Origin of the sequence: Serratia sp. UGAL515B_01 (assembly GCF_033095805.1) — a bacterium.
Lineage (GTDB): Bacteria > Pseudomonadota > Gammaproteobacteria > Enterobacterales > Enterobacteriaceae > Chania.
Genome location: NZ_CP109901.1, coordinates 1,949,860 through 1,971,521 on the forward strand (window position 1 = coordinate 1,949,860; position 21,662 = coordinate 1,971,521).

Consider the following 21,662-nt stretch of genomic DNA (forward strand, 5'->3'; position numbering starts at 1 on the left):
AACAATAGGGGAAGAACATCCCCGACCGTCAAAAAATAAAGGGGCCTCTTTCGGCCCCTGCTTGTCAAAATTATGACTTCCAGTCGACCAGACAGTAATGTTTTTTACCGCGACGCAACAGCGTGTAACGACCAAAAAGACGATCACTGTCAGTGAACAGATATTCAGGATTCGATTGCTTTTCACCATTTACCGTCACTGCGTTGGACCCAATCATAGTTCGAGCCTGCCCACGTGAAGGCACCAACTCAGCATTGACCAGAGCCTGTTGCAGATCTGCATCGCCCTCTAGTTTGATGCTTGGCATGCCATCTTGTGCTAACTGCGCGAAGTCCGCCTCTGTCATTTCATGCAATGCGCCAGAGAATAGGCTTTCGGTGATACGCTTCGCAGCAGCAAGACCCTCTGCCCCATGCACCATTCCCGTCACTTCCTCAGCCAGTACATACTGCGCTCGAGGGGCTTTGCCACTGTTTTTATCTTCTTCTTCCAATGCATTAATCTCTTCCAAGCTCAGGAAGGTGAAGAATTTCAAGAAGCGATAAACATCAGCATCCGCGGTGTTGATCCAGAACTGGTAAAATTTATATGGGCTGGTTTTTTCTGGAGCCAACCAGACTGCACCGCCTTCAGTCTTACCAAACTTGGTGCCGTCTGCCTTGGTAATTAACGGAACGGTCAGGCCAAATACCTGTTTCTGGTGCATACGACGCGTGAGATCAATACCCGATGTGATGTTGCCCCATTGGTCAGAACCGCCGATCTGCAATTCCACCTGATGTCGGTTATAAAGTTCAGAGAAGTCAAAACCTTGCAACAGGTTGTAGGAAAACTCGGTAAAGGAGATCCCGGAATCGTCACGATTGAGACGCTGCTTCACCGCCTCCTTGTTGATCATCTGATTGACAGAGAAGTGTTTACCAATATCACGCAGGAAACTCAGCACGTTCATGTTACCAAACCAATCATAGTTATTGGCGGCAATGGCACTGTTAGCCCCACAATCAAAATCAAGGAACGGTGATACCTGCGTACGGATCTTCTCAACCCATTCGTTAACCGTTTCAGCTGTGTTCAGCTTGCGCTCCGCAGCCTTGAAGCTAGGATCGCCGATTAATCCGGTTGCACCTCCCACCAGAGCCACAGGCTTATGACCAGCAAGTTGAAAACGCTTCAGGCACAGCAATGGTACCAGATGGCCCAAATGCAAGCTGTCAGCGGTCGGATCAAAGCCGCAATACAGAGCAATTGGCCCTTGCGCCAGTCGCTCCGCTAACGCTGCCTCATCCGTCACCTGGGCCACCAAGCCACGCTCTTGCAATTGTTGAATCAGGTTGATGCTAGCCATCAATTTCTCCATGTATAAACGAATGCACCTTTGCCGGTACACGGCTTTCGCCCAATGGCGAAATAACAAATTTGAGATAGTGCATAGAATAAAGCGCCAGCAGTACCAGCGCTAGCGCTTAACGGAGATTTTCTATCTGTCAGGGTGCCAGTCGGTCAATTTTCCAGTCATTTCCATCACGCTGATAGAAAAAACGATCGTGCAAGCGGTGTTCCCCTCCCTGCCAAAATTCAACAGAATCAAATTTGACACGAAATCCCCCCCAGAAACTGGGCAGAGGTACTTCCCCCTGTTGAAATTTTTGCTTCAACTCGAAGAATTTGCTTTCAAGGATACCGCGCGCGGATATGCGTGACGATTGCTGGGAAACCCAAGCACCAATCTGGCTATCTTTAGGACGACTACTAAAATACTTCATCACTTCAAACGTGGATAAGCGCTCAGCCTGACCAAGAAAAGTCACCTGACGATCAAGCATATGCCATGGAAACAGCAAACTTATGTGCGGATTCTGTGCCAATTGCTGTGCCTTGCGGCTACCAAGGTTGGTGTAAAACACTAAGCCTTTATCGTCAAAATGCTTCAGTAATACGATGCGTTGGAAAGGCTGCCCATGCTCATCGACTGTCGCCACACACATGGCTGTGGGGTCAGCCAGATGCGCATCACATGCCTGCCTCAACCAGCGTTCAAACAAATCAAGGGGATTGGCGGTCAAATCGTTACGACGGAGACCACCTCGAGTATATTCACGACGTAGGTCCGCTACATCAAATTCATTATTTTCAGTCATCAGAATTATCAACCAATGGGTAAATTAACCTTTTCATTCTGCGCCTGTTGCATAAGGTTCTCAATTGCGTCTAACGCTATTAGGGAGGGGGTTATTTGGCCAGCACGCAGTCATTCATGATCGTTTTATCATTTCGTTCAAGGATCGCATGTTGCCCTGTTGTCCTTAAGCTATATTTACCATTGCTGTACTTTTCCCCCGATACAGAGGGTATCTGCTTAAGTTTCAATTGTTCACCATCCATAACCAGGCTGGCCGTTTTAGCTACACCATTGAAATCAATCGTTAGTGGAGTCGTACCACATTGATAATGGTACGTCTGATTTTCCTGCTGTGTAACATAATGACTGCAGCCAAACAACAACAAGGCAACAACGGTAATCAATATTTTATTCACGCCTTGATTCCTCAATATTAGCTTCATGTCTGCCGTCGCAGTATTAATTCTGAGGTAGAGGTAAAACCGGATAGATCCCGCCCAGCAAAGTTTCGCAACGGGCACCTGTTACAGAAGGCAAGTTGCCCGGTTGTCCAGAAAGCGTGCGAAATGCCAACCAAGCGAAGGCCAATGCTTCCATATCATCACCGCTTACTCCGAAGTTGTCTGTAGTCGAAACCTCAATACCTGGCAACAAAGCCGACAGCCGCGCCATCAGTAACGGATTACGTGCACCGCCGCCACATACCAGCAAACGCTCACATCCGCCCGCCAACAATACCTGCTCGCAAATCGTTGTCGCGGTCAATTCCACCAAGGTAGCCATTACATCTACAGCCTTTACTTGGGGTAAGCGCGATAACTGTGTTTCCAGCCAACTATTGTTAAAGTATTCGCGCCCGGTACTTTTTGGCGCGGGTAAGGCAAAATAGGGGTCTGACAACATCTGTTGCATTAACGGCAGACAAACACGTCCCTCCATTGCCCAAAGGCCATCTTTATCATACGGTTGTGCACGATGGCGCCATATCCAAGCATCCAGCAACATATTTCCCGGCCCGGTATCAAACCCACGAACCGGCAAACCAGGCAGCAATAAAGAAAGATTGGCTATCCCTCCTACATTCAGCACCATCCGTCTTTCAGTTGGATGAGCTAACAGTGCCTGATGAAATGCTGGAACCAGCGGTGCTCCCTGTCCACCATAGGCCATGTCGCGCCGGCGGAAATCGCCAACAGTGGTAATATTCGTCAAAGCAGCTATCCGGTTGTTGTCTCCCAATTGCATAGAGAAACGTGTTTCACCTTCGGGCTCATGCCAAACAGTTTGGCCGTGGCAGCCAATAGCTGTAATTTGATTGGACGGAACCCCCGTTTGCCTGAGCAACTCTAATACGGCTTCGCCAAACAGCGTACCCAGTTGCGCATCTAACCTTCCAACCGCGGAAAGTGAAGTTTGCTGCCCTTGGCACATTCCCAGGATATCGTTCTTAAGTTGTATTGGCATCGGATGGCTATAGCTAGCCTGCTGCGCCACCATACGACCATCAATTGCGGCAAGAACCACATCAACTCCATCCAGACTGGTGCCAGACATAACACCGATATAGCGACCTGATTTCATAGCAATATCCTTGACCTATGTGGGGTAACCATTACCTTCATTTAATAAACCAGAATCATGTGATTAACGCATGGATTATTTTATTTATTTAGCGCTTCGCATCAGGGGAACCTTGATTTTTCTCGTCACTATTCCAGCGCCAGTGGTGTTGGCTACGTGGCTCTCCGTAGTAGTTCCCGTCCTCTTTAGGGCCATTGCAGACAGTGTTCAAACTGTGTCACAACCGATTTACTACTCTGTGCCGTCTATCTGCAACTTGCGTATACATGTTGCTCATTGGCGGAGGAAGTAAGAAAATTCCCAAATAATGACGTTTATTTCTCCTCTACTCTGTTATAAACCTAAACCACCGTTTATTATCAGTTGAAGAGAAAAAAGTTATGTTATGCCTAGCAGTAAAATATGGTTTACCCGCTTAGGTTCAGTCATACTTGTTGAAACATTTTAATTTAACCCGATTTAGAGTGATTTCTCAGGTCGGGATTACTAACCGCAGGAGCTTTATATGATCAAGCGTTTTCTCGTCGTTGTTCTCGCCGGAATCACGCTGGCAGGATGTGCAGACCCTACAACGTCCGGTGATGTTTATTCAGCCGATCAGGCCAAACGTGTACAGACCGTCTCATTTGGTACCATTGTTTCTGTACGACCGGTACAAATTCAGGGCAATGACACGGCTAACACTATCGGCGCCATCGGTGGTGCAGTACTAGGGGGATTCTTAGGCAATACAGTCGGCGGTGGTACTGGACGTAGCTTGGCAACTGCAGCAGGTGCGGTAGCCGGTGGCGTAGTGGGTAACAGCATCGGTAGCGTTGCTGGTCGCACTAATGGCGTTGAACTTGAAATCAAAACCGATAATAAAGAAAACATTGCTGTGGTACAACGTGCTGGTAAAACCCAGTTCACCCCAGGTCAGCGTGTACGTATGGCTAAAGACGGTAGTACCATCACAGTATCTCCACTGTGATAGTTACCTGAATAATGCAGATCGGAGGCCTATGCCTCCGGTTTTTGTTTGTAATGTCCTAAATGTATAAAAAATTAGTTATTTTTCTTGCAGTTCAATAATGTTCTGTTCCAATCGGCCAATCAAGCCCACTAAAATACTTACCTCTTCCGTCGAGATCCCACTAAGAATTTCACTTCTTGTATCGTTGATCACACTATCGACTTCGTAAATAATAGGTTCAGCCGCTTTTGTCAGCTTTATACGTTTTGCGCGCCGATCATTAGGACAGATGTGGCGCGTAATCAAGCCTTTTTCCTCAAGCTGATCTAATGTACGAACGAGAGAAGGCTGCTCAATGCCTATCGCTTTTGCCAATTGGATCTGCGACTGATCGGGCGGTAATCGGTTGATAATGTGCAATGTTACCCAATGTGTTTGTGTCAATTCCAGCGGCTTGAGCCGATCATCGATTAACGCACGCCATACACGAACCAATCGTGCTAAATCTGAACCTAGTGTTGATTCCACTATCACCTCCTTTTAATTAGTATGCTGACATTATCCTCAGACATAGTCTGTGTCTCTTAATTAACCTGGATACCGTTGAAGACCCGAAAGCCTGTCGTCAGGCCGAAAGGTTACGTGCTATGTAGGCTGATGCCACTCCACAGCACCAAAAAGCAGATATTCGGGCAAATGCCCTGTCGACTAAGGTTCAGGGATACAGCTTGAAGCATTCTGAGTAAGTCATTTTAAAAATACAAATGTATATAATCCATATTGCAAGGACAGCCACCAAATCCATCTAATGTAGATTATTTTTCACTCTGAATACCTTAATATATTGGCTATTCATGTAATTGTTTTCACTATGGAGATGGCGGCAACCGATTTGAACCATGTTTGTGCCGTACCACAAGGTAAGCCATCACCGATAGGGCATTATTACAGCTTTAAGGGAAACAGAGACTAGGTAAGAAAGACACTTAAAAATTTTAGGTTTGGAACAACGGCATCACTGTACACCATGACTTAATGCACCAGAACCTATTTAACTGCGTCCATGTCTCTGGTATGAATACGCCTCTAGCACACTATTTGGAACAAGACGCACTGAATTTTATAGGCTTGAATTGGCGGTGCAACTCTCGGCTACAGCAATTGCAACATGTTATTTTGCCGCCGGATATAACCAGAACCCGCCAACTAGAGCAGGACGTAATTACTTGATTACGCCGCAAGCAAAGCGTTCACCGCCACCGCCCAACGGTTTCGGATGGTCGGAGTGGTTGTCCCCCCCGGCATGGACCATCAATGCCTTACCCTCTATTTCACTAATATTCTTCAACCTTGGTGCAAGGACGGGATAACTGGCCATACCGTCATTCATCACATAAATGGCGGGCAGATCGCCCAAATGCCCATCAGCATAAGGTCCTAAATGCTTACCGGTTTTCTGTGGATCTAAATGACCACCAGCCGACAATGCAGCAACGGCTTTACCCTCTTTCATTCCTGGTTCGCAACTGCCATTTTCGTGCACGTGAAAACCATGTAACCCACCAGGTAGTGATTTCAACTGCGGAGTAAACAGCAGGCCGTAAGGTGTTTCACTGATGGTAATCTTGCCGATGTTTTGTCTAATTCCCTGGGCAGTTACCAGATTCATTTCAACATCAACTGAAGCGGCCTGGACAACACCACAAGCCATCAAGCCTAATGCAGCACACAAATAGTTTTTCATCATTCATCTTCCTTGCGATGGATATAAGAGAAATTGCAGTATAGAGGGTGAATAAAATCTTCGCCATCGCGCTTCAAAGCACATCTGAAAAGTTTATTAATGCTGGAAGGAACCTATTCCAACGATCCGAGGCTCATGGCCTAACCTAAAATGAGGTGAGTTTCATCACGACTACCGAGCTCCCCAAGGCAGTATTTGGGGCCTCGTCTTTATATCTGCGCCAATCTGGCACAATGCTATGTTGCTTTTTCAGCCAAACCTCATGATTCACACTAGGCTGTGTCCCTTAACTGTACGCGAGCGCCGCTGGCGGTCATTTGCGCGCAGAGCAAGGCGTGAGCCGCGAGGTTGGATGGACCCAATAAACGGGGAACAACGCAGCAATGCACGCCAATGGCGTCAGCCCGTAGGGTCGCGCCCAAAAAGCCCATTCTCTGTGTTATCGGGCTTGAACAGAGGGCCACTCTGCCCTTCATCCTACGCCTTGATGATGGGCTTTTGGGGCTGCGACTGCACCACGGACAGTTAAGGGACACAGCCTAGATGACCATCAGGAAACACAAATTGCATCTTACGGCACATCATAACCCAATGCTGCTTTACGGATACGGAACCATTGTTGGCGGTTCAACACCAGCGATTGCGCCTTCAATGCCGAGCTCACACGCTCGATTTTGCCGGAGCCGATGATCGGTAATGGCGAAGACGGCAAACGCATAATCCATGCAAATACCACCTGCTCAATAGTTTCTGCACCAATCTCTTGCGCTACAGACTGAAGTTCATCCCGTAATGGTTGGAATTCTGAATCACTGAACAGCCGCCCGCCTCCCAGACAGGACCAGGCCATAGGTTTGATACGTAGCTGTTGGCATTGATCTAACGTACCGTCGAGGATTGCTGGTTGATGAATCGGTGAGATCTCCACCTGGTTGGTGACCAGAGAAAACGGCAAACGTGATTGCAACAATGTAAATTGAGCAGGGGTAAAGTTTGACACACCAAAATGACGTACTTTGCCACTTTTATGCAACGCTACAAAGGCCTCTGACACTTCATCAGCATCCATCAATGGGTCGGGCCGATGGATCAACAACAAATCCAGATAGTCGGTATGCAAGTGGGATAATGATTGTTCCGCACTATGCACAATATGATTACGATCGGTTATGTAATGCCCAATTGGATTACCTGGCTTAGCGGTAGTGGCAATACCGCACTTAGATACAAGCTCCATTCTTTGACGCAGCGAAGGCTTCAATCTGATTGCATCACCGAATGCTTTCTCACAGGCATAATCACCATAAATATCAGCATGGTCTGCCGTTGTTATACCCAGCTCGATATGTTGTTCGATAAACGTCAGCAACTTTTGCGGAGACATTCCCCACTCCAGCAAACGCCAATAACCACAAATCAGGCGCGAAAACTCAGGCCCCTGTGGTGCCAACTTAATACGATTAAGCATTTTGAAACCTCATGAGAGTATTTAGCGCAAGCATACACAAGCATTTAACAAGAGGGAAATGGTAGAGTGATTGAACATACTGTAGAGCCGTACAGATTAAAATAGCGAAGGCTGTTCTGGAGGTAATTCGTCTGGCGGCCGGTTAGCCCGCTGCAATCGAAGATAACGCTGGCGACAAAGGCGTAGCACATCGCGTTTTTGTGCGTCACTCATTTGCATCCAACCAAAACGTTCTCCACGACTACGTAAACAGCCACGGCAAAAACCACGTTCATCTGCCTGGCATATGCCACGGCATGGACTGGGAATGTCAAAAAATTCAAGTTGCTGCTCCACACATCCTCCTGAACACGACTTGCAGTTTTGCACTGGCAGCTGTGCGCCGCGGTGGTCATTGTTATTATAGGAGAAACGGCGAAATTATAATTACAATAAGTTAATTGAAGGTACCCCTGACTCTCCCCCTGCATTTACGCGGTGTCGTGACAAGCAAAAAACAACTTCTAGTTCATCCAGTTTGATAGTTGGCTTTTAACGACCTCAGGACGGGTGACATGTGGGCATATTACCGCGTTCTCCAGATGCAATTAAAAGACGGCGACAAACGAGTTAGTGCGTCTGGCCAAATTTTTTAATGTAGCATTGATTTAGACCGGTCGGTCTATTATAGTATTTTCCATGATGAAAAAACACGTGCACTGCAGCGGGGATACTCGCGAACATCTGCTCGCTACAGGCGAAGCTTTGAGCCTACGTCTTGGTTTTACCGGGATGGGCCTTAGTGAATTATTGACAACGGCAGGCGTTCCCAAGGGGTCGTTTTATCACTACTTCCGTTCAAAAGAAGCCTTTGGAGAAGCCATGTTGCAACGTTATTTCGAACGCTATAATGCCGAAATGCAAGCATTATTTAGTGATGAAACCACTAATGCACGTCAGCAATTGCTCAGTTATTACAGTCAGGCTATAAACTCTCACTGCCTTAGTGAGTGTCATAATGCATGCTTAGCGGTAAAACTTTCTGCCGAGGTCAGTGATCTGTCTGAACCTATGCGACATGCTTTAGAAACAGGGACTTCACGTATTATCAGCCATTTGCAGAATGCTATTCAACGCGGAATGGATGAAGGCTCACTGGTTACAAACATGCCTCCAACGGTTACCGCAGAAACACTCTACGCATTATGGCTTGGCGCATCACTGCGCGCCAAAATACGCCATTCAGTGGCACCACTTACCAGCGCGCTTGAAAGTATCGAGTTACTGTTACGCCCAACGCAGTCTTAATCACTTTTTTGTCTGAAAATACCATATTTTTTACTGTACTTGATTTATAGTCGACTGGTCTACTACAACAGGATGCATTATGAAGATTGAAACATTGTTCTCGCCACTAAAAGTTGGTCATGCAACATTACCAAACCGTATATTTATGGCGCCACTGACGCGTCTGCGCAGTATTGAGCCAGGAGATATCCCTACCCCCTTAATGGCAGAATATTATGCGCAGCGTGCCAGCGCAGGTTTGCTGATAACCGAAGCCACTCAAATTTCTTTTCAAGCGAAGGGCTATGCTGGAGCACCCGGCTTACATACTGATGAGCAAATCGCCGCATGGAAAAAAGTTACCCAAGCGGTTCATGAGAAAAAAGGACATATCGCCGTACAACTTTGGCATGTAGGTCGCATCTCTCATTCCAGCTTGCAACCAGACCGACAAGCTCCGGTAGCGCCTTCAGCGATCAATGCCGAAACACGCACTACCGTTCGTGATGAAACAGGAACCTGGGTCAGAGTGCCAACATCAACGCCCCGCGCGTTGGAAATCACAGAAATTGCAGGAATTATAAACGAATTCCGTCAAGCGGCAGCTAACTCTCGAGAAGCAGGCTTTGACTATGTTGAATTACACGCAGCGCATGGTTATTTATTGCATCAATTTATGTCACCAGCATCCAACCAACGAACCGACCAATACGGTGGCAGCATTGAAAATCGCACCCGTTTAACGCTGGAAGTGGTTGACGCTAGCATCGCCGAAATTGGCGCAGACCATGTTGGTATCCGTATTTCACCGTTGGGTCCATTTAATGGGCTCGATAACGGCGAAGACCAACAGGCTGCAGCACTTTATCTGATTGAAGAGTTGAATAAGCGCGGCATCGCGTTTTTGCATATTTCTGAACCTGATTGGGCTGGAGGCAAACCTTACTCTACAGCATTCCGCGATGCCGTTCGCGCGCACTTTAATGGTGTGATTATCGGTGCTGGGGCCTATACCGCAGAGAAAGCAGAGGATTTGATCCAAAAAGGCTTTATCGACGCAGTTGCCTTTGGTCGAACCTACATTGCCAATCCGGATTTAGTAGAGCGAATTAAGCAGAATGCACCGTTGAATGAGCCAAATCCAGAGACGTTCTATGGCGGCGATGCCAAAGGCTACACCGACTATCCAACTCTTTGAGGCATTTCACTCGTCAATCAAGCCGGGCTGAAATCCGGTTTGATAATACCGTAGTACCGCCAGATTATCAGTTGCGTTGAATTGCCTTATGCTGCAAGACTATACTGTTATCTGCAACAACTTATCGCCGTTAACCGCGGCCAGTCCAATCAGAGGGAATTATGCGCCTGCTCCATACCATGCTCCGTGTCGGTGACCTACAACGCTCCATCGACTTTTATACCAAAGTGTTAGGCATGCGTTTGCTTCGTACCAGTGAAAACACCGAGTACAAATACTCACTGGCATTCGTCGGTTATAGTGATGAAAGTGAAGGTTCAGTGATCGAGCTTACCTACAACTGGGGCGTAGACAGCTACGAGATGGGTTCAGCATTTGGCCATTTGGCTTTGGGTGTTGATAATGTTGCTACAACCTGCGACAACATTCGCAAAGTTGGCGGTAAAATAACCCGTGAGGCAGGCCCGGTTAAAGGTGGCACTACCGTGATTGCTTTTATTGAAGATCCTGATGGTTACAAAATTGAGTTGATCGAAAATAAACATGCTGGGCAAGGCCTCGGTAACTGAGACTCCTAAGGGGCGCGTCTAGCGCCCTTCTTTATTATCTCCGCTGCACTAAAGCAATAAATTTGTCATAATAAACACTATGTTCGATTAAGATAAGAAACTGATGGCCGAGAAAAGTGATCTTAACGCCCTGAGTGGCCGCTTTCGTGGGTTTTATCCCGTTGTTATTGATGTAGAAACCGCAGGTTTTAATGCCAAAACGGACGCGCTATTGGAGATTGCCGCAATAACGCTGAAAATGGATGAGAATGGCTGGTTGCTTCAAGACGAAACCCTGCATTTCCATGTTGAGCCCTTTGAAGGTGCGATACTACAACCGGAAGCGTTGGCCTTTAATGGCATAGACCCACATAACCCACTGCGTGGAGCAGTTAGTGAATATGATGCATTACATGCAATTTTCAAGGCTGTGCGCAAAGGTATTAAAGATAAAGATTGCAACCGGGCAATAATCGTAGCGCACAATGCCAATTTTGATCACGGTTTTCTAATGGCGGCTGCAGAACGTGCGGGACTCAAGCGCAATCCATTCCACCCTTTCGCTACTTTTGACACTGCGGCACTGAGCGGATTAGTTTTAGGACAAACCGTATTGGCAAAAGCCTGTATCGCCGCGGGATTCCCTTTTGACAGCAGCCAAGCCCATTCCGCTCTTTATGATACGGAACAAACAGCTCTACTGTTTTGCGAGTTAGTAAACCGCTGGAAACGTCTTGGTGGATGGCCGTTAGCTGGCAGCCTAATAGACTGATCACGGCTATTTACATGTGTATTTCGTATCTTAAGTGTGAAATATGCTGAGTGAAAATTGTGCGGCACCGTTATCAATACCGCACAATTTTATTCAGGGAACCTTTCTTCATTAAGGATCAAGGCTGTTGATCTTCCTGATTTTTATATTTTTCAGCCGTCTCTTTAATCAACTGTTGTAGTTCACCACGCTGATACATTTCAATGATAATATCGCACCCACCAACCAATTCGCCATCTACCCATAGTTGAGGGAAAGTAGGCCAATTGGCGTATTTTGGTAACTCAGCGCGAATATCCGGGTTTTGTAAAATATCAACATAGGCGAAACGTTCACCACAAGCTGAAAGTGTTTGAACCGCCTGTGCGGAGAAACCGCAATTTGGTAACTTAGGTGAGCCTTTCATATACAGCAGGATCGGGTTGGTTGAAATCTGCTGCTGGATTTTTTCAATCGTTTTCATTCATTGCTTCCTCAAAACCACATCATGGCTAAAACATGCATCATATTGACTTATTGTAGCTGTAGGTAGAGGGCAAGAAAACACCATCTTTTGAAGGGGTATCTTTTTGTTACAGATACGTTGCGAAAAACACATCTATACCCAAAATAATTCGAGTTGCTTGTAGGCAACAAGATCGCGAGTCGCCAAGAGCATAGCCCACTATGCGACTGGTGCGAACGGACATAGCCAACACCCAAGCAACTTGAAGTATGACGAGTATAACCGGCTAAAAGATAGACTCGGAATAACATTGTTAACTCTAACATATCACTATTATATTCTGACCTTTACAAGACAATTAATAATAAAAAGAATGCCCCTATTAGTGATATCCAACTCATCATTTGATTGATTTTATAATAAAATTTAATCTCATTAACGTTTTCTCACAATATGGATTAATATTTACAAGTTAAGTTCTGTTTTATATGGCGAATTTAAGGAATACTGTCTTTCATTCAATATATGTTTCGGGGTCAAGGTTGGTAACATCAACATGCGGTTAATTATCACGCTTTTTGTACTCTTTTTCGCACAGCTATTCTTTAACCTGGCACATGCTGCGCCAAAAGCACATGTTTCTGCTGAGCAGCCTAGAAGCCATGTCAATGATACCAAGCCAAATGAACGCAAAAGAAAGAAAGTGGATAAAAGCAGCAAGAAGGTGAAGATGATACCCCCGCATAAAACGGCAAAAACAAAAAAGCTGGCAGTGAAAGCAAACAAGAAAACCAACAGCGTAAAATCAAAAACCAAAACGAGCCAAACTAGCAAAGTTAAACCCAACCCGCCGAAAAAAGAGCATAAAAAAGCTTATGGACGCCATCGTACAAGGGGATTTACCACCAAGAAAATGGCAGTACATGATAAAACGTTGAAACTAACTCCAGCACACAAAAAGCGTTTTCAACATGCCAAGCAAACTGCGTTGACAAAGCTGATGCACCAAATGGGCAAGCCTTATCGTTGGGGCGGTACTTCTCCTACCACTGGGTTCGATTGTAGTGGCCTGATTTATTACGCCTACAAAGACGTGGTTAAAATCAAAATACCTCGTACCGCTAACGAAATGTACCATCTGCGAGATGCAGCACCGGTCAAACGAAGTGAGCTAGAAAAGGGTGACTTGGTCTTTTTTCGTATCAACAACCGCGGCACTGCCGATCATGTTGGTGTTTATCTCGGGGACGGTAAATTTATCCAGTCTCCCCGAACTGGCGAAGAAATACGCATCAGTCAATTGGATAATAACTATTGGCAAAACCATTACATAGGTGCTCGCCGCGTAGTCACACCTACAACCATTCGTTGACATTTATACCCAAAATAATTCGAGTTGCATGTAGGTGGCAAGTCTGAGAGTCGCCAAGAGCATAGCTCACTCTATGACGGGTGTGAACGGACGCAGCCAACACCCATGCAACTTGAAGAATGAAGAGTATATACGACTGAGTTTAAGGCTCAGCCAGGATGTCTCCCCTTGCCCACACTTTAGACAATTAACTGATTTGCACGCTTTGGACCTTTTTTTCAGGTAGGAAGTTGTTAAGATTGATAACCACAGAATAACTATAACAACTCAGTTTCCTCCCTCAGCTAATGGGCTGGCGGTATCGGAAGAGAAGAAAAGTGCTGTATAAAAAGGAGAAAGCAATGTCGTTTGAATTACCTGCATTACCGTATGAGAAAAATGCCCTTGAACCGCATATTTCTGCAGAAACGCTGGAATACCATTATGGTAAGCACCATAACACCTACGTGGTTAACTTGAATAATCTGGTGAAAGGCAGCGAGTTTGAAGGCAAGTCTCTAGTCGATATCATCAAGACCTCTAGCGGTGGCGTGTTTAATAACGCTGCGCAAGTATGGAATCACACATTCTACTGGCACTGTCTGTCGCCTCAGGGGGGCAATGAACCAACTGGCGTTTTAGCTGAGGCGATCAATAAATCCTTCGGTTCTTTCGCTGCTTTCAAAGAACAATTCACCGATGCAGCAGTGAAAAACTTTGGAGCAGGATGGACTTGGCTGGTGAAAAAACCTAATGGATCACTTGCGATCGTTAATACCTCAAACGCAGCGACCCCACTCACCAGTGAAGACAAACCTCTGTTAACCGTTGATGTTTGGGAACATGCTTATTATATCGACTACCGCAATGCGCGCCCAAAATACCTGGAAAACTTTTGGGCATTGGTTAACTGGTCATTCGCGGAACAAAATCTGACCCAATAGCAGATAGATGAACAAGTAAGCTCCCCCCGGCAAAGCCGGGGGTTTTTCATATGTGCCTATTAGCCTCTCTTGCCAGCCGCGCCCTAACAGACGCACTGTGATCTGACATTTGCATTTATGGATTACTTACAGCCCGTAACGCTTCTTGATGTAACCGTGGCGCTTCACTGACTCTCACCAGTATCGGACGCGATGTTGAGCCGTATTGTTCATTCAAAACAGCAAAACAATACTCAGATCCAAAACGAATTTTTGGATACACTTGCCTAAGCCATTAATGCCAAGACTAAAGTGACTATCGTAACCGACGCCGATTTTCAAAATACCTGGTTTAGCCATATTAACTCGTTAGGCTGGGATTTTATCGGTAGAGTGAGAGAACAGATCTTGCTACGGCTCGATATAACAAGTGATATCTGGTTGAAAAAATTGGAATTAATGGCCATATGCCACCTATCACCCTGCGTTTCTCTCCCTAGAAAACCTGCCTTCGGTGTTTAGGTGCAAAAACCATGTGATATTTACAGTTCCATCGGTTATGCGCTAAGCCCATTTTCGTCCCCCATTGGACCCCTTTTGATTTCTTGTTTAACTTTTGCAATTGCCAAACCGCAAGGTGTTTTAACAAATTGAAAGGGGGTCTTTATAATCGGCTTAAGGCTGAAAGCTTTACGACCCCCAGCCTAGCTCTGGGGGTTTTCTATAGAAAATAGCAAAGGTGCAACATATTGCACTTTTTATAATTTAAATCAGTTAGATACAGCAATGAGACCAAAGATGATAATCACTGCCAACGCACATACCGTAGTAAACAATGACATTTTCAAATTCGTATCCATAACGTAATTCCCTTGCAGATTTGTGCTCTCAAGCATAAAAGCCACACAATTAATACGTCAACTCATTTTCCTACAGTTCGTGATTAAAATCTTGTTATCATTTGCCGTCTTATAATACCGATTAGCTCTTCCACTTTTCATAAATATGCGACAAAATCCGCAGTTCACAACTGCGTACCCCAAGATGCCCCCTCCTGCTATAGGATCTTACGGCTTCAGCACTAAAAATCCCGTTTTTGCTTATCAGGGGATAAAATTTACGCAGGCAAACGATTAACATCATACTTACATGCTGTAACATGTGAGTTCAGGAGTCATTCTTTATATGGCAACGATTAAAGATGTGGCCAAGCGCGCTGGCGTTTCCACCACCACCGTTTCGCACGTCATTAATAAAACGCGTTTCGTCGCCGAAGAGACAAAAGCGGCCGTTTGGGCAGCCATTAAACAACTACACTATTCGCCCAGCGCCGTTGCCCGCAGCCTGAAAGTTAACCACACTAAATCGATCGGTCTGCTTGCAACATCAAGCGAAGCACCCTACTTTGCTGAGGTGATCGAAGCTGTTGAAAACAGTTGCTATAGTAAAGGTTATACTTTGATCTTGTGTAACTCACATAATAACCTCGATAAACAACAGGCCTACCTTGCAATGTTGGCGCAAAAGCGCGTCGACGGTCTGCTGGTTATGTGCTCAGAGTACCCAGAAAAGTTGCTGGGTATGTTGGAGGATTACCGAAATATTCCCATGGTGGTTATGGACTGGGGAGCTGCTCGTGGTGATTTTACCGATACAATTATCGATAATGCCTTTGAGGGTGGCTATCTGGCTGGTCGTTATCTTATCGAACGTGGTCATCGCGATATTGGTGCCATTCCCGGCCAGTTATCGCGCAATACCGGTGGTGGCCGTCATCACGGTTTCCTTAAAGCGCTGCAGGAAGCCAATATTGAGATCCGCGAAGAATGGATCGTTCAGGGTGATTTTGAACCTGAGTCCGGTTATAAGGCCATGTACAAAATATTGTCGCAAAAGCATCGCCCCACAGCCATATTTTGCGGTGGAGACATTATGGCTATGGGTGCAATTTGTGCTGCAGACGAATTGGGGCTTCGTGTACCGCAAGACATCTCAGTGATCGGTTACGACAACGTCCGAAATGCACGCTATTTTACCCCAGCATTAACCACTATCCACCAGCCTAAAGAACGTCTGGGAGAAATGGCTTTCACGATGTTGCTGGATCGTATTATCAGTAAACGTGAAGAATCTCAGGTCATTGAAGTCCATCCAAAACTGATAGAACGCCGTTCGGTGGCTGATGGGCCTTTCATCGATTATCGCCGCTAGCATGTCCCCCTTGATTAGACACAAACCAAAACGTGAGCTGCACAGTTTTATGAGCCCAACACGTACTATGATGGCCACAGCGCGGGAGGCAAGGACTCGACCACGCGGCACGCTTCCCTCTGTGGCTTGATGAGGGCTGCGACGCCCCACAGACATATAGCCTAATAATTGTTATCGGAGGCTTTCGAGACACCGGATACGCCTTCGTTCAACCACTCCTGATTAAGCGTTTCACTGTCTCCCAGATAATCTAATAACCAGGTCATTACTGGTGACTGCGCATTTTGCTGCCATGTCAGGCAACAGGCGCTAGGGGGGAATGCTTCTTGCAGTTGCAGAACAACCAGTTCACCACTTTGTACCCATGGCAGTACACAATGCGCGGGTGCCATTCCCACACATAATCCATTACGCAGACAATCCACAGCAGAAGCCCAGTCCGGCACGGTAAGGCGTCGTTGGTTATCCAGCGCCCAAGTTACACGTTTCGGCAAATTTCGTGACGTATCCTCGAGCAATAGTGAGGGATAAGGCCGCAGCTGATCGTTACTCAGTGTGCCCTTTAGCCCCGCTAAGGGATGGGTTGCATTTGCCACACACAACCAATTCACAAAGCCCATATCGCGAAAAGCAAAACCCCCACCAACCGGCACTGCTCGTGTTGCACCGATAGCCATCTCTGCGCGCCCATCAGCCAGTGCATCCCATACGCCATTAAACACCTCGTGTTGCACAATCAATTCAACATCCGAAAAATGACGATAAAAATCAGTGATTAACTGACGACTACGCTGTGGTTTTACAATAAGGTCGACCGCAATTCTTAACTGCCCGCGCCAACCGTTGGCAACTTGCTGGCACTGACGCCGGGTATCAAGCATTTTTTTGACAACCTTCCGGGCCTCTTTGATAAACAGGGCACCAGCAGGGGTCAATACAACATCACGATGACGGCGTTCAAAAAGGGACACAGCCAGCCATTGCTCCAACTGACGCACCGTATAACTTATTGCAGAAGGAACTCGATGAAGCTCTTGTGCAGCCGCACTGAAGCTACCCGTTCGCGCAACAGCATCTACGACATCAAGCGAGTATTCTGACCACATGATTTGCCTTCAAATTTTTTAACAACACCTTGCAAATATTACCGTTTCACAAGCAAAGATCCAGCCGAGTACACTTGCGGACGCTAAAACCTGCGACAATAAAAATTTAACGAGAAAAGCATGCGAAACTTTGGATTTATGTTTTACCTTGCAGGACTGAGTATGTTGGGGTACTTAGCAACCGATATGTATCTACCAGCCTTCGGCGCTATGCAGCAGGATTTGCAAATTTCCGCAGGCGCAATCAGCGCCAGCTTGAGTATTTTCCTTGCTGGTTTTGCTTTTGCCCAACTGCTTTGGGGCCCGCTATCCGATTATCTAGGCCGCAAACCGGTACTCTTGCTCGGCCTGACACTCTTTGCGTTTGGCTGTTTGGGCATGCTATGGGTGCAAAACGGAACACAACTGTGGTCTTTACGTTTTCTACAGGCAATTGGCGTATGTTCAGCCGCGGTGACCTGGCAAGCCATCGTAGTAGATCGTTATCGTGAAGGTAAGGCAAACCGTGTTTTTGCTTCCATTATGCCACTGGTCGCCCTTTCTCCCGCATTAGCCCCCTTGTTGGGTGCCTGGCTGCTCAATCACATGGGATGGCGGGCTATCTTTGCCGTACTGCTTGGCATAACGGCATTACTGCTCATTCCCACTCTATTGCTAAAAGATACCAGAATTGTGCCTTCAGCGGACAAAAAGGCCGGGGTGAGCTTTTTGCAGATTTTGAGATCCCCGATGTTCAGTGGCAACGTTATGGTCTTTGCCGCCTGCTCTGCCGGTTTTTTTGCCTGGCTGACCGGGTCACCCTTTATTCTCGGCAACATGGGATATAGCCCAAATGATATTGGTTTAAGCTATGTCCCACAGACTTTGGCTTTTTTGTTAGGGGGTTACAGTTGTCGGAGTGCATTAAGCCATATTTCTGGCAAAACACTGCTGCCTTGGCTGTTGTTAGCTTATGCCATCAGCATGGTCGCTCTCTATCTGGTCGCTACCCTGAGCAAACCAACACTGACAGCTTTGCTGATCCCTTTTTGCTTCATGGCATTAGTTAATGGTGCTAGCTACCCGATTCTGGTAGCAAATGCCTTAATGCCATTCCCGGAAAGCAGTGGTAAAGCAGCTGCCTTACAGAATACGCTGCAACTGGGAGGGTGTTTTATTGCCAGCATGTTAGTATCAGCCTTCATCACCCAGCCACTATTGGCTACAGTAAGCGTGATGGTTGGTACCGTATTTTTTGCAGCTTTTGGGTATATTATGCAACTCAGAGAGAGCTCGAATAAAAAACAGCCTACCAAGCAGAAATTATTATAAATAATAAGTTAACGGGAATGCTGGCAGGGTGCAATTTGCTATTGAGTCTGTGTCTCGGCAAGCCTATACTCGAAAGAGCTTCTAAAAATAACATTTCTCATAAACTTTTATCACAAGTAATTATTGTTTACACGAACGGAATCATACTCTTTTAAGGAATTATTTACCTACGCTGATGCGTAGAGAACCTCTTAAATTTCCTCTGGTTAAAGTCGAACATCAGACGCTACGGCAAGTTGCCGTAGGTATATGTATGCGCTTGTAAAAGTCCTCTGAGCATTTTTACGAGTTCATAAGTCAGAAGAAGGTGATGGAGAAACTATGAGTTCATCGTGTATAGAAGATCTGAGCATTCAAGACAACCAGTGGTATCGTATCGCGCATGAAATGCTCAACATGGCCGATATTGAAATCAATGGTTCACGTCCTTTCGATATTCAGATTTACAATCCAAATTTTTTCAAACGTGTATTACAACAAGGCTCGTTAGGGCTTGGCGAAAGTTATATGGATGGCTGGTGGGAGTGTGAACGACTGGATATCTTCTTTCAGCGAATTCTCAGTGCTGGGCTTGAAAAGAAACTTCCTAATCATCTGAAAGACATACTGCGCATTGCTGTAGCTCGTCTGACCAATCTACAGTCCAAGAAACGCGCTTGGATTGTTGGTAAAGAACATTATGATCTCGGAAACGATCTTTTTACCTTACTGCTTGACCGTTATATGCAGTATTCCTGTGGCTATTGGAAAACGGCCACTACTCTGGAAGAAGCGCAGGAAGCCAAGTTGCGGATGATCTGCGAAAAGCTGGGTCTTCGTCCAGGTATGAGAGTATTGGATATCGGCTGCGGCTGGGGAGGTCTATCCGCCTTTGCTGCAAGAAACTACGGTGTCTCCATGGTGGGTGTAACCATATCCGCAGAACAACAGAAACTGGCGCAAGCACGTTGCGAAGGATTGGACGTGGAGATCCTGCTACAAGATTACCGCGATCTGAACCAACAGTTTGACCGCATTGTTTCCGTTGGTATGTTCGAGCATGTCGGCCCTAAAAATTACCATACCTATTTCAACGTCGTTAGGCGCAATTTGAAGCCTGATGGACTTTTCCTATTACATACGATCGGTTCAAATCGGACAGATATGAATGTGGATCCATGGATCAACAAATATATCTTCCCGAATGGTTGCTTACCTTCTGTTAAGCATATTGCGCAAGCTAGCGAACGCTACTTTGTGATGGAAGATTGGCATAACTTTGGCGCTGACTACGATCGCACCCTGATGGCTTGGCATGAAAGATTCAAGCAAAGCTGGTCAAAACTGACAGCAAATTACTCCGAACGTTTCGGAAGGATGTTCAGCTATTACCTTAACTCCTGCGCTGGTGCATTCCGTGCGCGTGATATACAACTCTGGCAAATCGTGTTCAGCCCGGAAGGCGTAGAAGGAGGGATCCGTGTTCCTCGTTGAGTACGAATCCTTAATTCATCACTAAATTAGCCAACATAAGCCGCAAACGCGCAAATAAGATTGCGGCTTTTTTATCAAAACGCGCCAATAAAAACATCAGCCGTTTGGTATTTAAACTTTCGGCACTGATACGACATCCTCAGCAATTGCCGCTTCACGACTGGCCAATACGCGCTCAACGGTATCAACCACTGCCTGGGTTTGTGGGTCGATTTCGATATTGACTTTATCGCCAAGACGTTTTTTACCTAGTGTCGTGCGCTGAACGGTTTCCGGGATCAAATGGACACAGAAACGGTTATTAATTACCTCACCGATTGTCAAACTAATACCGTCTATGCCAATGAACCCTTTATGCAAAATATATTTCATCAGATCTACATTTGGCATTCGCAACCATATCTGACGGTTATTTTCTGAAGTATAAATTTTGGCAATTTCTGCTGTACCGATGATATGACCGGACATCAAATGACCACCAATTTCATCACTGAACTTAGCAGCTCTCTCAATGTTAACGACATCCCCTGCGGCAAGTTCGCCAAGATTGGTTAACCTCAACGTTTCTTTGATCAGATCAAAACTGACACGATTGCCCGCTATCGCCGTAACGGTAAGGCAACAGCCATTATGGGATACAGAAGCCCCTAACTCTAAACCCGATAGCAGGTCATCAGGCATTTCAATAATGTGAGTGCGAAAATTAGGTTTTTCATCAACGGCAACCAGCGGAGCGATGCCTTGTACGATACCGGTAAACATGTTGGCCTCTTCTTTTGAATAAGTTCAATTCACTGAGCGCAGTTTGCCCCAGTTGAGGCAGAAAACCAAATTCACAATAGTAAAAAAACACACTTGCACATTTGCTGTAACCCGCAAACTTCAGTCTCTAATCAATCCATAAAAGAGTAACGTATCTGCCGGTCACTGTGTTAAACAACGTAATCAGTATGCAGAGACTTTGACTCAAGAATCGATGGCGCATAACACCATGTGCGTCGCAGTGATAGCGTTTGAATAAAACAAGCATATACCCTAAATAACCAGAGTTACACGAAGGCTAAAAACTCATGAGCCAGCAGCAGCATCGATGACTTTATGCTCGGGCAGAACAAACTCGGATATTATATAATCACAACATTTGCTTAACGACACTGAGCAGGTACAATCTTTTTGACGATTTCCGCTTTT

General features: G+C 46.0%; 22 protein-coding genes and 1 pseudogene. 10 read left to right on the plus strand and 13 right to left on the minus strand.

Going from position 1 to position 21,662, the window contains the following annotated elements:
• Positions 1-70: 70 nt before the first annotated feature.
• From tyrS to anmK, 4 genes are all read right to left on the minus strand, one after another.
• Positions 71-1,348, minus strand: a complete 1,278-nt coding sequence (gene tyrS / locus OK023_RS08960; protein ID WP_317697077.1) for a tyrosine--tRNA ligase — start codon at positions 1,346-1,348, stop codon at positions 71-73.
• A gap of 139 nt (positions 1,349-1,487) precedes the next feature.
• The gene (gene pdxH, locus OK023_RS08965; protein ID WP_317697081.1) at positions 1,488-2,141 is read right to left on the minus strand and encodes a pyridoxamine 5'-phosphate oxidase; all 654 of its coding nucleotides are present in this window, start codon (positions 2,139-2,141) and stop codon (positions 1,488-1,490) included.
• Positions 2,142-2,232: 91 nt separating this feature from the next.
• A complete protein-coding gene (locus OK023_RS08970; protein WP_317697083.1) occupies positions 2,233-2,538 on the minus strand; it encodes an MliC family protein in 306 nt (101 codons plus the stop codon).
• Positions 2,539-2,581: 43 nt separating this feature from the next.
• Positions 2,582-3,703, minus strand: coding sequence for an anhydro-N-acetylmuramic acid kinase (anmK, locus tag OK023_RS08975; protein WP_317697085.1), 1,122 nt, complete (start codon positions 3,701-3,703; stop codon positions 2,582-2,584).
• A 505-nt stretch (positions 3,704-4,208) separates the two neighbouring features.
• On the opposite strand from anmK, the gene OK023_RS08980 reads away from it, so the two are divergent.
• On the plus strand, positions 4,209-4,673 hold the full coding sequence (locus tag OK023_RS08980) for a glycine zipper 2TM domain-containing protein (protein WP_317697087.1): 465 nt from the start codon (positions 4,209-4,211) through the stop codon (positions 4,671-4,673).
• Positions 4,674-4,751: 78 nt separating this feature from the next.
• On the opposite strand, the gene slyA is transcribed toward OK023_RS08980, so the two are convergent.
• The 4 genes from slyA to OK023_RS09000 all read right to left on the minus strand — a co-directional run bounded on the left by slyA (position 4,752) and on the right by OK023_RS09000 (position 8,203).
• Positions 4,752-5,183, minus strand: a complete 432-nt coding sequence (gene slyA, locus OK023_RS08985) for a transcriptional regulator SlyA (RefSeq protein WP_317697089.1) — start codon at positions 5,181-5,183, stop codon at positions 4,752-4,754.
• A gap of 694 nt (positions 5,184-5,877) precedes the next feature.
• The gene (gene sodC / locus OK023_RS08990) at positions 5,878-6,399 is read right to left on the minus strand and encodes a superoxide dismutase [Cu-Zn] SodC (protein ID WP_317697598.1); all 522 of its coding nucleotides are present in this window, start codon (positions 6,397-6,399) and stop codon (positions 5,878-5,880) included.
• A 571-nt stretch (positions 6,400-6,970) separates the two neighbouring features.
• Positions 6,971-7,867, minus strand: coding sequence for an aldo/keto reductase family oxidoreductase (locus OK023_RS08995; protein ID WP_317697091.1), 897 nt, complete (start codon positions 7,865-7,867; stop codon positions 6,971-6,973).
• 96 nt (positions 7,868-7,963) lie between these two features.
• On the minus strand, positions 7,964-8,203 hold the full coding sequence (locus tag OK023_RS09000; protein ID WP_317697094.1) for a DUF1289 domain-containing protein: 240 nt from the start codon (positions 8,201-8,203) through the stop codon (positions 7,964-7,966).
• Between the two features lie 345 nt (positions 8,204-8,548).
• Here OK023_RS09000 and OK023_RS09005 point away from each other — a divergent pair, with 345 nt between their 5' ends.
• The 4 genes from OK023_RS09005 (at position 8,549) to rnt (ending at position 11,651) form a co-directional block, all read left to right on the plus strand.
• On the plus strand, positions 8,549-9,154 hold the full coding sequence (locus OK023_RS09005) for a TetR/AcrR family transcriptional regulator (RefSeq protein ID WP_317697600.1): 606 nt from the start codon (positions 8,549-8,551) through the stop codon (positions 9,152-9,154).
• A 79-nt stretch (positions 9,155-9,233) separates the two neighbouring features.
• Positions 9,234-10,331, plus strand: coding sequence for an alkene reductase (locus OK023_RS09010; protein ID WP_317697096.1), 1,098 nt, complete (start codon positions 9,234-9,236; stop codon positions 10,329-10,331).
• Positions 10,332-10,492: 161 nt separating this feature from the next.
• The gene (gene gloA, locus OK023_RS09015; protein WP_317697098.1) at positions 10,493-10,900 is read left to right on the plus strand and encodes a lactoylglutathione lyase; all 408 of its coding nucleotides are present in this window, start codon (positions 10,493-10,495) and stop codon (positions 10,898-10,900) included.
• 103 nt (positions 10,901-11,003) lie between these two features.
• On the plus strand, positions 11,004-11,651 hold the full coding sequence (gene rnt, locus OK023_RS09020) for a ribonuclease T (RefSeq protein ID WP_317697100.1): 648 nt from the start codon (positions 11,004-11,006) through the stop codon (positions 11,649-11,651).
• A gap of 118 nt (positions 11,652-11,769) precedes the next feature.
• Here the strand turns inward: rnt and OK023_RS09025 are convergent, their stop codons facing one another.
• A complete protein-coding gene (locus OK023_RS09025) occupies positions 11,770-12,114 on the minus strand; it encodes a Grx4 family monothiol glutaredoxin (protein WP_317697103.1) in 345 nt (114 codons plus the stop codon).
• 538 nt (positions 12,115-12,652) lie between these two features.
• On the opposite strand from OK023_RS09025, the gene OK023_RS09030 reads away from it, so the two are divergent.
• Positions 12,653-13,468: a C40 family peptidase gene (locus OK023_RS09030; protein WP_317697105.1), complete on the plus strand. Its 816-nt coding sequence runs from the start codon at positions 12,653-12,655 to the stop codon at positions 13,466-13,468.
• Between the two features lie 341 nt (positions 13,469-13,809).
• Positions 13,810-14,391, plus strand: coding sequence for a superoxide dismutase [Fe] (sodB, locus tag OK023_RS09035; protein ID WP_317697107.1), 582 nt, complete (start codon positions 13,810-13,812; stop codon positions 14,389-14,391).
• 478 nt (positions 14,392-14,869) lie between these two features.
• Here the strand turns inward: sodB and OK023_RS09040 are convergent.
• Together OK023_RS09040 and OK023_RS19200 are read right to left on the minus strand one after the other, a co-directional pair.
• Positions 14,870-14,944, minus strand: a pseudogene (locus OK023_RS09040) (IS200/IS605 family transposase); the annotation flags it as partial.
• 196 nt (positions 14,945-15,140) lie between these two features.
• Complete coding sequence (locus OK023_RS19200) at positions 15,141-15,266, minus strand: YnhF family membrane protein (RefSeq protein WP_411569399.1); 126 nt, start codon at positions 15,264-15,266, stop codon at positions 15,141-15,143.
• Positions 15,267-15,555: 289 nt separating this feature from the next.
• Between OK023_RS19200 and purR the strand changes: the two genes are divergently transcribed.
• The gene (purR, locus tag OK023_RS09045; RefSeq protein ID WP_317697109.1) at positions 15,556-16,581 is read left to right on the plus strand and encodes an HTH-type transcriptional repressor PurR; all 1,026 of its coding nucleotides are present in this window, start codon (positions 15,556-15,558) and stop codon (positions 16,579-16,581) included.
• 161 nt (positions 16,582-16,742) lie between these two features.
• On the opposite strand, the gene punR is transcribed toward purR, so the two are convergent.
• The gene (gene punR, locus OK023_RS09050; protein WP_317697112.1) at positions 16,743-17,687 is read right to left on the minus strand and encodes a DNA-binding transcriptional activator PunR; all 945 of its coding nucleotides are present in this window, start codon (positions 17,685-17,687) and stop codon (positions 16,743-16,745) included.
• Between the two features lie 120 nt (positions 17,688-17,807).
• Between punR and punC the strand changes: the two genes are divergently transcribed.
• The gene (gene punC, locus OK023_RS09055) at positions 17,808-18,998 is read left to right on the plus strand and encodes a purine nucleoside transporter PunC (protein WP_317697114.1); all 1,191 of its coding nucleotides are present in this window, start codon (positions 17,808-17,810) and stop codon (positions 18,996-18,998) included.
• A gap of 321 nt (positions 18,999-19,319) precedes the next feature.
• Complete coding sequence (gene cfa, locus OK023_RS09060) at positions 19,320-20,471, plus strand: cyclopropane fatty acyl phospholipid synthase (protein WP_317697116.1); 1,152 nt, start codon at positions 19,320-19,322, stop codon at positions 20,469-20,471.
• Positions 20,472-20,582: 111 nt separating this feature from the next.
• Here cfa and OK023_RS09065 read toward each other — a convergent pair whose 3' ends face one another.
• Positions 20,583-21,233 (minus strand): riboflavin synthase subunit alpha, encoded by a 651-nt coding sequence (locus OK023_RS09065; RefSeq protein ID WP_317697119.1) that lies wholly within the window; start codon positions 21,231-21,233, stop codon positions 20,583-20,585.
• Positions 21,234-21,662: the final 429 nt, after the last annotated feature.

Coding starts and splice junctions, on each gene's coding strand:
- sodC (WP_317697598.1), bottom strand. CDS start 6,399: ATGAAAAACTATTTGTGTGCTGCATTAGGCTTGATGGCTTGTGGTGTT.
- tyrS (WP_317697077.1), bottom strand. CDS start 1,348: ATGGCTAGCATCAACCTGATTCAACAATTGCAAGAGCGTGGCTTGGTG.
- rnt (WP_317697100.1), top strand. CDS start 11,004: ATGGCCGAGAAAAGTGATCTTAACGCCCTGAGTGGCCGCTTTCGTGGG.
- OK023_RS09025 (WP_317697103.1), bottom strand. CDS start 12,114: ATGAAAACGATTGAAAAAATCCAGCAGCAGATTTCAACCAACCCGATC.
- OK023_RS08980 (WP_317697087.1), top strand. CDS start 4,209: ATGATCAAGCGTTTTCTCGTCGTTGTTCTCGCCGGAATCACGCTGGCA.
- OK023_RS19200 (WP_411569399.1), bottom strand. CDS start 15,266: ATGCTTGAGAGCACAAATCTGCAAGGGAATTACGTTATGGATACGAAT.
- purR (WP_317697109.1), top strand. CDS start 15,556: ATGGCAACGATTAAAGATGTGGCCAAGCGCGCTGGCGTTTCCACCACC.
- OK023_RS09005 (WP_317697600.1), top strand. CDS start 8,549: ATGAAAAAACACGTGCACTGCAGCGGGGATACTCGCGAACATCTGCTC.
- OK023_RS09065 (WP_317697119.1), bottom strand. CDS start 21,233: ATGTTTACCGGTATCGTACAAGGCATCGCTCCGCTGGTTGCCGTTGAT.
- sodB (WP_317697107.1), top strand. CDS start 13,810: ATGTCGTTTGAATTACCTGCATTACCGTATGAGAAAAATGCCCTTGAA.
- anmK (WP_317697085.1), bottom strand. CDS start 3,703: ATGAAATCAGGTCGCTATATCGGTGTTATGTCTGGCACCAGTCTGGAT.
- pdxH (WP_317697081.1), bottom strand. CDS start 2,141: ATGACTGAAAATAATGAATTTGATGTAGCGGACCTACGTCGTGAATAT.
- OK023_RS08995 (WP_317697091.1), bottom strand. CDS start 7,867: ATGCTTAATCGTATTAAGTTGGCACCACAGGGGCCTGAGTTTTCGCGC.
- cfa (WP_317697116.1), top strand. CDS start 19,320: ATGAGTTCATCGTGTATAGAAGATCTGAGCATTCAAGACAACCAGTGG.
- gloA (WP_317697098.1), top strand. CDS start 10,493: ATGCGCCTGCTCCATACCATGCTCCGTGTCGGTGACCTACAACGCTCC.
- OK023_RS09030 (WP_317697105.1), top strand. CDS start 12,653: ATGCGGTTAATTATCACGCTTTTTGTACTCTTTTTCGCACAGCTATTC.
- OK023_RS09010 (WP_317697096.1), top strand. CDS start 9,234: ATGAAGATTGAAACATTGTTCTCGCCACTAAAAGTTGGTCATGCAACA.
- punC (WP_317697114.1), top strand. CDS start 17,808: ATGCGAAACTTTGGATTTATGTTTTACCTTGCAGGACTGAGTATGTTG.
- punR (WP_317697112.1), bottom strand. CDS start 17,687: ATGTGGTCAGAATACTCGCTTGATGTCGTAGATGCTGTTGCGCGAACG.